This window comes from Streptomyces sp. NPDC111628, from assembly GCF_055635195.1.
In genome coordinates this window covers 108,500-115,796 of sequence record NZ_JBVKBZ010000009.1, presented here as the reverse complement: position 1 = coordinate 115,796, position 7,297 = coordinate 108,500, and the positions used below count along the sequence as shown (strand labels likewise).

At 74.6% G+C, this 7,297-nt stretch carries 6 protein-coding genes; 2 read left to right on the top strand and 4 right to left on the bottom strand.

What is annotated here, in order from left to right:
• Positions 1–4 precede the first annotated feature (4 nt).
• Positions 5–823 (top strand): alpha/beta fold hydrolase, encoded by an 819-nt coding sequence (locus ACZ7MF_RS38265; protein WP_471482746.1) that lies wholly within the window; start codon positions 5–7, stop codon positions 821–823.
• A complete protein-coding gene (hasP, locus tag ACZ7MF_RS38260; protein ID WP_471483021.1) occupies positions 808–1,707 on the top strand; it encodes a 3-hydroxyasparagine phosphotransferase in 900 nt (299 codons plus the stop codon). Before ACZ7MF_RS38265 ends, hasP begins: the two co-directional genes overlap by 16 nt.
• A gap of 77 nt (positions 1,708–1,784) precedes the next feature.
• On the opposite strand, the gene ACZ7MF_RS38255 is transcribed toward hasP, so the two are convergent.
• From ACZ7MF_RS38255 to eboE, 4 genes are read right to left on the bottom strand one after another with little or no spacing between them, the layout of a single operon-like run.
• Entirely contained in the window at positions 1,785–3,632 is a 1,848-nt protein-coding gene (locus ACZ7MF_RS38255; protein ID WP_471482745.1) for an ABC transporter ATP-binding protein, read from the bottom strand.
• A gap of 39 nt (positions 3,633–3,671) precedes the next feature.
• Positions 3,672–4,673, bottom strand: coding sequence for an L-asparagine oxygenase (gene asnO, locus ACZ7MF_RS38250; protein WP_471482743.1), 1,002 nt, complete (start codon positions 4,671–4,673; stop codon positions 3,672–3,674).
• A 57-nt stretch (positions 4,674–4,730) separates the two neighbouring features.
• A complete protein-coding gene (locus tag ACZ7MF_RS38245) occupies positions 4,731–6,077 on the bottom strand; it encodes a nucleotide pyrophosphatase/phosphodiesterase family protein (protein ID WP_471483020.1) in 1,347 nt (448 codons plus the stop codon).
• Positions 6,078–6,130: 53 nt separating this feature from the next.
• The gene (gene eboE / locus ACZ7MF_RS38240; RefSeq protein ID WP_471482741.1) at positions 6,131–7,291 is read right to left on the bottom strand and encodes a metabolite traffic protein EboE; all 1,161 of its coding nucleotides are present in this window, start codon (positions 7,289–7,291) and stop codon (positions 6,131–6,133) included.
• Between the last annotated feature and the right edge of the window lie 6 nt (positions 7,292–7,297).

The following is a 7,297-nucleotide window of genomic DNA, read 5'->3' as shown; positions in this document are numbered from 1 at the left end:
CGCCATGCCTGTCCTCACCGTCAACGGCATCAGGATCAACTACTACGACGACGCGCCCCCGGCGGGTGCGCAGGCCGCGCCCGCCGTGCTGCTCGTCATGGGCTCGGGCGGCAGCGGCCGGGCCTGGCACCTGCACCAGGTGCCCGCGCTGGTCGCCGCCGGATTCCGGGTGATCAGCTTCGACAACCGGGGCATCGCGCCGAGCGAGGAGTGCCCCCAGGGCTTCGGCATCGACGACCTGGTCGCCGACACGGCGGCCCTCGTCGAGGAACTGCAGCTGGGGCCCTGCCGGGTGGCGGGCATCTCGATGGGCGCGCACATCGCCCAGGAGCTTGCGCTGTCCCGGCCCGACCTCGTGGACCGGCTGGTCCTGATGGCGACCCGGGCCCGCCCGGACGCGCTGCGCGAGGCGCTGTGCCGCGCGGAGATGGAGCTGTACGACCAGGGGATCCGGCTGCCCGCCGCCTACGAGGCGGTCGTGCAGGCCATGCAGAACCTCTCGCCGCGCACCCTCGACAACGACGTGCAGGCCCGCGACTGGCTGGACGTGCTGGAACTGACCCGGCGCTCCGGTGCGGGCTACCGGGCCCAGCTCGGGGTGCGGGTGGACGGCGACCGGCGGGAGGCCTACCGCGGCATCCGGGCCGCCACCCGGGTCGTCGCCTTCCAGGACGACCTGATCGCCCCGCCCCACCTGGGCCGGGAGGTGGCCGACGCGATCCCCGGCGCCGAGTACGAGCTGGTGCCCGACTGCGGGCACTACGGCTACCTGGAGTCGCCGGACGCGGTGAACAAGAGCCTCGTCGAATTCCTGCGCCGGTGAAGGAGAAGCCGTTGAAGACCGAGTCCGACGGGCAGCTGATCGCGCTGGCCCGTGAGGTGTGCCCCGGCTTCTCCCCCGGGGAGGTGGTCTACCGCAGTCGCACCTCGCTGGTGGTGGGCGGCGAGCTGGACGGCGTCGAGGCGCTGGCCAAGGTGCGCACGCCCGACTGGCGGCGCCAGTGCCTGCGCGAGATCGACACCTACGACCTGTTCGACGCGGTGCCCCCGCCGGTGCCGGTGCCGCGGCGGTTCGCCTCCGACCGGGAGCGGGCCGTGCTGGTCATGGAGCGGCTCGCGGGGGAGGTGCTGGCGCCGGACCGGTTCCCGGTCACTCCGGTCTCCCGGGAGGACCTGGCCGGGGTGCTGGAGGCCGTGGAGCGGCTGCGGCACTGGCGGCCCGCGGCGGCCGGCGCGTGGGCGGTGGACTACCGGGGGATGCTGGAGGGGGTGCACGCCCAGGGCGTCTTCGACGACGCGCACTGGACGGACCTGCTCCGGCTCCTCGACCTGTCCGGCGCGCCCCGCGAGTTCGGCCACGGCGACCTGGTGCTGGCCAACGTGGTCCGCAGCCGGGGCCGGCAGGTCCTGATCGACTGGGCGAGCAGCGCCCTGTACCTGCCCGGCCTCGACCTGGCCCAGCTCTGGATGCTCCTCGGCGACGTCCCCGGGGCCCGGGCCCGCGTCGAGGTGGAGGTGGCCGAACGCGCCGACGAGCGGGACGGGATGATGCCGTTCCTGGTGAACCTGACGCTGCTGCTGTACCGCGAGCGCCGCGCCCACCGGCGGTTCACCGACGAGGCCTCGCGGGCCCGGGCGGTGGGGCTGGACGCCGCCTGGGAGCTGACCCGGCACCGGGTCCGGCAGTGCCTGGCGACGGCCGGCTGACCGGCCCGCAGCACATGAAGGGGCCTCCCGGTGCACTGCACCGGGAGGCCCCTTCATGTGGGGGGAGGGTAGGCGGTCTACTGGATGAGCAGTTGGTGGCTGGCCAGCTCCCGGTAGAGGGGGCTGGTGCCGGTCAGTTCCTCGTGCCGGCCCGCGGCGACGACCCGGCCGTGCTCCAGGACGACGATCTGGTCGCTGTCCACGACGGTGGACAGCCGGTGGGCGACCACGAGCAGCGTCCGGTCGGCGGAGACGGTGCCGATGGCCTCCCGCATCAGGGCCTCGTTGCGGGCGTCGAGGTTGCTGGTCGCCTCGTCGAGCAGCATGATCGGCGGCGCGGCCAGGAAGGTGCGGGCCAGCGCCAGGCGCTGCCGTTCGCCGCCGGACAGCAGGACGCCGCCCTCGCCGACCTCGGTGTCCAGGCCCTGCGGAGCCCGCTCGATCACGCCCATGAGGTTGACCGAGCGCAGCACCTCCCGCATGTCGTCGTCGGTGGCGTCGGGCGCGGCGAGGGAGAGGTTGTCGCGGACGGTGCCGGCCAGGACCGGCGCCGTCTGCTCGACGTAGCCGAGGCGTCCGCGCAGCTCGCGGCGCGGCAGGTCGCGTACGTCGGTGCCGCCGACCCGGACGGTGCCGGAGGTGACGTCGTAGAACCGTTCCACCAGCGACAGCAGGGTGGACTTGCCCGCTCCGGAGGGGCCGACCAGCGCGGTGCGGGTGCCGCGGGGGACGGTGAGGGACACGTCCCGCAGGACGGTCTCGCCGTCGGCGTAGCCGAAGCTGACGCCCTCGAACTCGATCGCGGGCGGCCGTCGTTCCGCGCCGGCGGGCTCGCTCCCGGGCCGGGTGCGCTCGCGCACCGTGAGCGCACCCGCGCCGGCGTCGGTCTCCTGCGGCAGGTCCACCATCTCCTCGATGCGCTGGAGGGCGCCGAGCCCGGACTGGAGCCGGGAGTAGGCGGTCAGCGCGCGGCCGAGCGGGAACCACAGCATGAACAGGAAGAGCACGAAGGCGACCATGTCGCCGACCTGGATGGCGCCGCTCGCCACCCGGGCGCCGCCGAGACCGAGGACGACGAGGAACGCCACCTGGATGGTGGTCGAGGTGATCGGGTTGATCATCGCCTGGAGCCGGGCGATGCGCATCCCGGCGTGGTAGGCCTGCTGCGCGTACCCGTCGACGGCCTTGCCCTCGCGGTCCTCGGCGCCGCTGGCGCGGATGGTGCGCACGGCGGAGATGGCGCGCTCGACGGCGGACGTCATCTCGCCGATCCGGTCCTGGGCGTCGCGGGAGGCGCCCCGCACCCGCCGGGAGAGCCCGACGACGGCGAGGACGCCGAGTCCCAGGCCGAGGGCGGTGGCCGCGAACAGGGTGGGGTCGATCAGGCACATCATGAGCGCGGAGCCGCCGACCATGACGACGTTGGTCACCGTGTCGAACAGTCCCGAGGTGACCACCGCGCGCAGCATGGTGGTGTCGGCGCCGACCCGGGACAGCATGTCGCCGGTGCGGCGCTGGTCGTACTCGGTGATGGGCAGCCGCAGCAGCCGGGCCACCAGGCGGCGGCGGGCGGTCAGCACGAGCCCTTCGGCGGCCCGCTGGAGCAGGTAGTCGCGGACCCCGCCGAGCACGGCCACCACCACGAGGACACCGATGAGCAGGGCCACCAGCCGCCCCACCGGCCTGTCCGCCTCGATGTCGGCCAGGACGTCCCGGGTCAGCACCGGCTGGCTGAGGGTCAGCAGGGTGACCACCAGGGAGAGCACCGCGACGATCCCCAGCGTCGGCCAGTAGCCCTGGAGATACGGGAACAGGGAGCGCAGCCCGACCTTGCGGACCGGCGGGGCGGGCGGTCCGGACTCCGGCGCGCTCTTCGCGCCGGTCTCCCGGGCGGGCGGTCGCTCCCTGGTCTGCGTGCTCGTCATCGCACTCCTACTCCTGTTTCACTGCGGGGGCTTGGCCGGTCAGGCGGGCTGCGGGGCCGCTCCGAGCACATAGCCGTCGGCCGGCCGCAGCGCGCGCGAGCGGCGCAGGTCGCTGAGCACGAAGGTGCGCTGGAGCCAGCGGTCGGTGCCGTCGTAGCGGGGGGTGAACTCGGTGCGGCCGTGCACGGTGACCCGGTTGTCGACGATCGCCAGCTCCCCGGGCAGGAGGCGGTGGGTGACGGCGGTGGCGTCGAAGCGGGCCTGGAGTTCGCGCAGGGCCTCGGCGGCCCGCTCGGTCACCGGCTGGGTGGCCGCCAGGTCCACCCGGAGGTCGGGGTCCGAGGGGTCGCCGAGGAGTACCGGTCCGGGTGCCTCCTCGGGGCCGCTCAGCTGGAAGGAGGGCGGCGGCGCGGTGCGGAACTCCGGTGCCCACAGGGCGTCCACGGTGTCGTCGGACAGCAGCGGCAGCACCCGCCGCACGCAGGCGGTGCGCAGGCCCGCCCGGCCCGTGGGGTCGGCGCGCAGGCACAGCAGCATCACGAAGTCGGGGCGGTGCTCGTGGAAGGCGTTCTCGTTGTGGAAGGTCAGCAGGGTCGAACCGGCGTTGCCCTGGAACTCCTCCATGCCCGGCACGGGGACGACGTCCTGCACGAGGGCGCCGTTCTTCTCCGGCCGGAACGCGCCGGGGTCGCCCAGCCCGCAGGCGGTCATCAGCAGCACGGCGGCGCCCAGCGAGGCCTCCCGCTGCACGGAGCCGTTGACCCGCGGGGTCGGCGGCAGCCCCATGGAGTCGACGGGCAGGCCGCGCAGCACGATCGCGCCGTCCGGTCCCGAGTCCCGGCGGAATCCGGCGAGGTCCCGGCGCAGGGTCGCCGGCCAGGCATGCCAGGCGTTCCTGGCCGCCTCGACCCATTCGGCGTCGTCGGGCCGCCCGGTCGCCTGCGTGGCGAGTTTCCAGGCGATCTCCTCGACGAGTTCCGCGTCCGACTGATCCAGCGTCACGTCGTAGCGCGACGCCGGTCCCGCGGCATTCGCAGCCATGGTCAGAGCCTCCGTCCACCGTCGTTTTGTGTGTACTCGGGACGCTATGGGCCGTCGTTATCGGCCGCGTATCGAGCGGGCATGGGGAGAGATCCCGGCCAGCGAGAGCAGCAGGTCCTTGACCTCCGTCGCGGCGACGGACGCCCCCAGGGGCGCGTCCGGGTCGGAGACCAGGAGCACCGGCGCGTCCTCGGGGCGGCCGGGCAGGCGTCCGTGGCTGCCGCGGACCCGGGAGCCGTCCAGGGGGACGACGTTCATGGTGTAGCGCAGACCGAGTTTCTTGCGGGCCAGCGCGGTCGCCGCGCGGAGCCGGGCCGCCGCCGGGGCGTGGTGGTCGAAGCCCAGCTCGGCCGGGTCGTAGCCGGGCTTGCGGTGGATCTCGACAGTGCGGGCGAAGTCCGGGGCGCGGGCGTCGTCCAGCCAGTAGTAGTAGGTGAACCAGGCCTCGGGCCGGGCGACGGCGACGAGTTCACCGGCCCGCTCGTGGTCGAGCCCGTGCTCCTTCTTCCCGGCCTCGCCGAGCACCTCGGCGACGCCGTCCAGGCCGTGCAGCAGGTCCGCCACGCGCGGCAGGTCGGCGGCCTCGCGCACGTAGACGTGGGCGACCTGGTGGTCGGCGACGGCGAAGGCCCTGGACGTCCAGGGGTCCAGGTACTCCATGCCGTCCTGGGTGTGCACGGCCAGCAGCCCGGCCCGGCGCAGCGCCCGGTTGATGTCGACGGGCCTGCTGACCGGGGTGATGCCGTACTCGCTGAGCACCACGACGGTGACGCCGTCGCGGCGGGCCTCGTCGAGCAGCGGTGCCAGGGTGCGGTCCAGTGCGGCGGCGGCCCGGCGGGCCCGGCGGCTGTCGGGGCCGAAGCGCTGGAGGTCGTAGTCGAGGTGCGGCACGTAGACGAGGTTCAGGTCGGGCCGGTGGGTGCGGTGCAGGTGGCGGGCGGCGTCGACGATCCAGTGGGAGGAGGCGAGGTCCGCGGTGGGCCCCCAGTAGTGGAAGAGCGGGAAGGGCCCGAGACGGCCGGTCAGCTCGTCGTGCAGGGAGGCCGGGTGGGTGTAGCAGTCGGGCTCCTTGCGGCCGTCGGCGTAGTAGACCGGGCGGGGCGTCACCGTCCAGTCGACGTCGGCGCCCATGGCGTACCACCAGCAGACGTTGGCGACGGTGTAGCCGGGGTGCAGCGCGCGGGCCGCCTGCCACACCTTCTCGCCGCCGACGAGCCGGTTGTGCTGCCGCCACAGCAGCACCTCGCCCAGGTCGCGGAAGTACCAGCCGTTGCCGACGACGCCGTGCTCCGCGGGCGGCCGGCCGGTCAGCAGCGTGGACTGCACCGAGCAGGTCACGGCGGGCAGCACGGTGTCCAGGCGGGCACCGGTCCCGGCGTCGCGGAGCGCCGAGAGGCGGGGCATGTGGGCCAGCAGGCGCGGGGTGAGCCCCACGACGTCCAGCACGAGCAGGCGCTTCACGGGGTGCTCTCCTCCGTCAGGCCGAGGGCGGTCAGGGTGGAGCGGGTCCAGGCGAGTTCACCGGCGATGCCGTCGACGAGGCCACCGCCGTCGGGTGCGCCGGGCAGCACCGGCCAGGTGTACGTCTCGACCTCCACGTGGTCGGTGAGCGCGGTCGGCCCGCCGAGCAGCGTGGTCAGCGCGGCGACCAGTTCGGGGCGGGTGCTGCGCAGGGGCGGCGGCAGGTCGCGCTGGACGGGCACGTGGTAGTGGACCCGCCAGGCCGCGTCGCCGGACAGCGCGCCCCGAAGCGCCTCGGGCAGGTCGTCGGCGGCCAGTGGGCCGCCCGGCGCGGCCTGCCGCGTCTGGTGCAGGAACCGCCGCTCGGCGAAGGCGGCCAGCGCGGCGCGGGCGGCCGGGTCGGCCGGCCGGTCGGCGTGCACCGCGCAGGACGCCTGGGTCTTGACGACGGGCAGCGCGGCGGCCAGCCGAGTCAGCGCGGGTCCCGGCTCCTCGAAGGCGACGGCGAGGTGGCAGGTGTCGACGCAGACGCCGAGCCGTTCGTGGTCGGCGTCGGCGAGCCGTGCCACCGCCTGGCCGGTCGTCTCGATCAGGCATCCGGGCTCCGGTTCGAACCCGACGCGCACGGTGCGCCCGGTGTCCGCGGCGAGCGCGGCCAGCCCCTGGGAGAGCAGGTCGAGGTGGCGCCGGGCGAGGTCGTCCCGGTGCGGGGTCCAGGGGGTGCGCCAGGCCAGCGGCAGCGTGGAGACGGAGCCGCGGGCGGCGTCGGGCGGCAGCAGCTCGGCCAGGACGCGGGCGCAGGCCAGGGTGTGGTCGAGGCGGGGCCGCTCGGTCCAGTCGGGCCGGTAGACGGCCTTTTTGACGGTCGGGGCGTGGAAGCCCGCGTAGGGGAAGGCGTTGAGGGTGACGACCTCGATGCCGCGCAGGTCCAGTTCCTTGCGGAGCAGGTCGAGCGCGGACCGGTCCGTGGCCAGGGCCGTCACCACCGGCGCCGCCAGCCACAGTCCGAGGCCGATCCGGTCGGCGCCGAGCCGTTCGCGCACCGGCTCCCCGTAGCGGGCGAGCTGGGCGAGGACGCCGTCGAGGTCCTCGGCCGCGTGGACGTTGGTGCAGTAGGCGAGGTGGACGGTGGTGCCGTCGGGGTGCCGCAGGCGCACCGCCCG

Coding starts and splice junctions, on each gene's coding strand:
- ACZ7MF_RS38245 (WP_471483020.1), bottom strand. CDS start 6,077: ATGCCCCGCCTCTCGGCGCTCCGCGACGCCGGGACCGGTGCCCGCCTG.
- ACZ7MF_RS38255 (WP_471482745.1), bottom strand. CDS start 3,632: ATGACGAGCACGCAGACCAGGGAGCGACCGCCCGCCCGGGAGACCGGC.
- asnO (WP_471482743.1), bottom strand. CDS start 4,673: ATGGCTGCGAATGCCGCGGGACCGGCGTCGCGCTACGACGTGACGCTG.
- ACZ7MF_RS38265 (WP_471482746.1), top strand. CDS start 5: ATGCCTGTCCTCACCGTCAACGGCATCAGGATCAACTACTACGACGAC.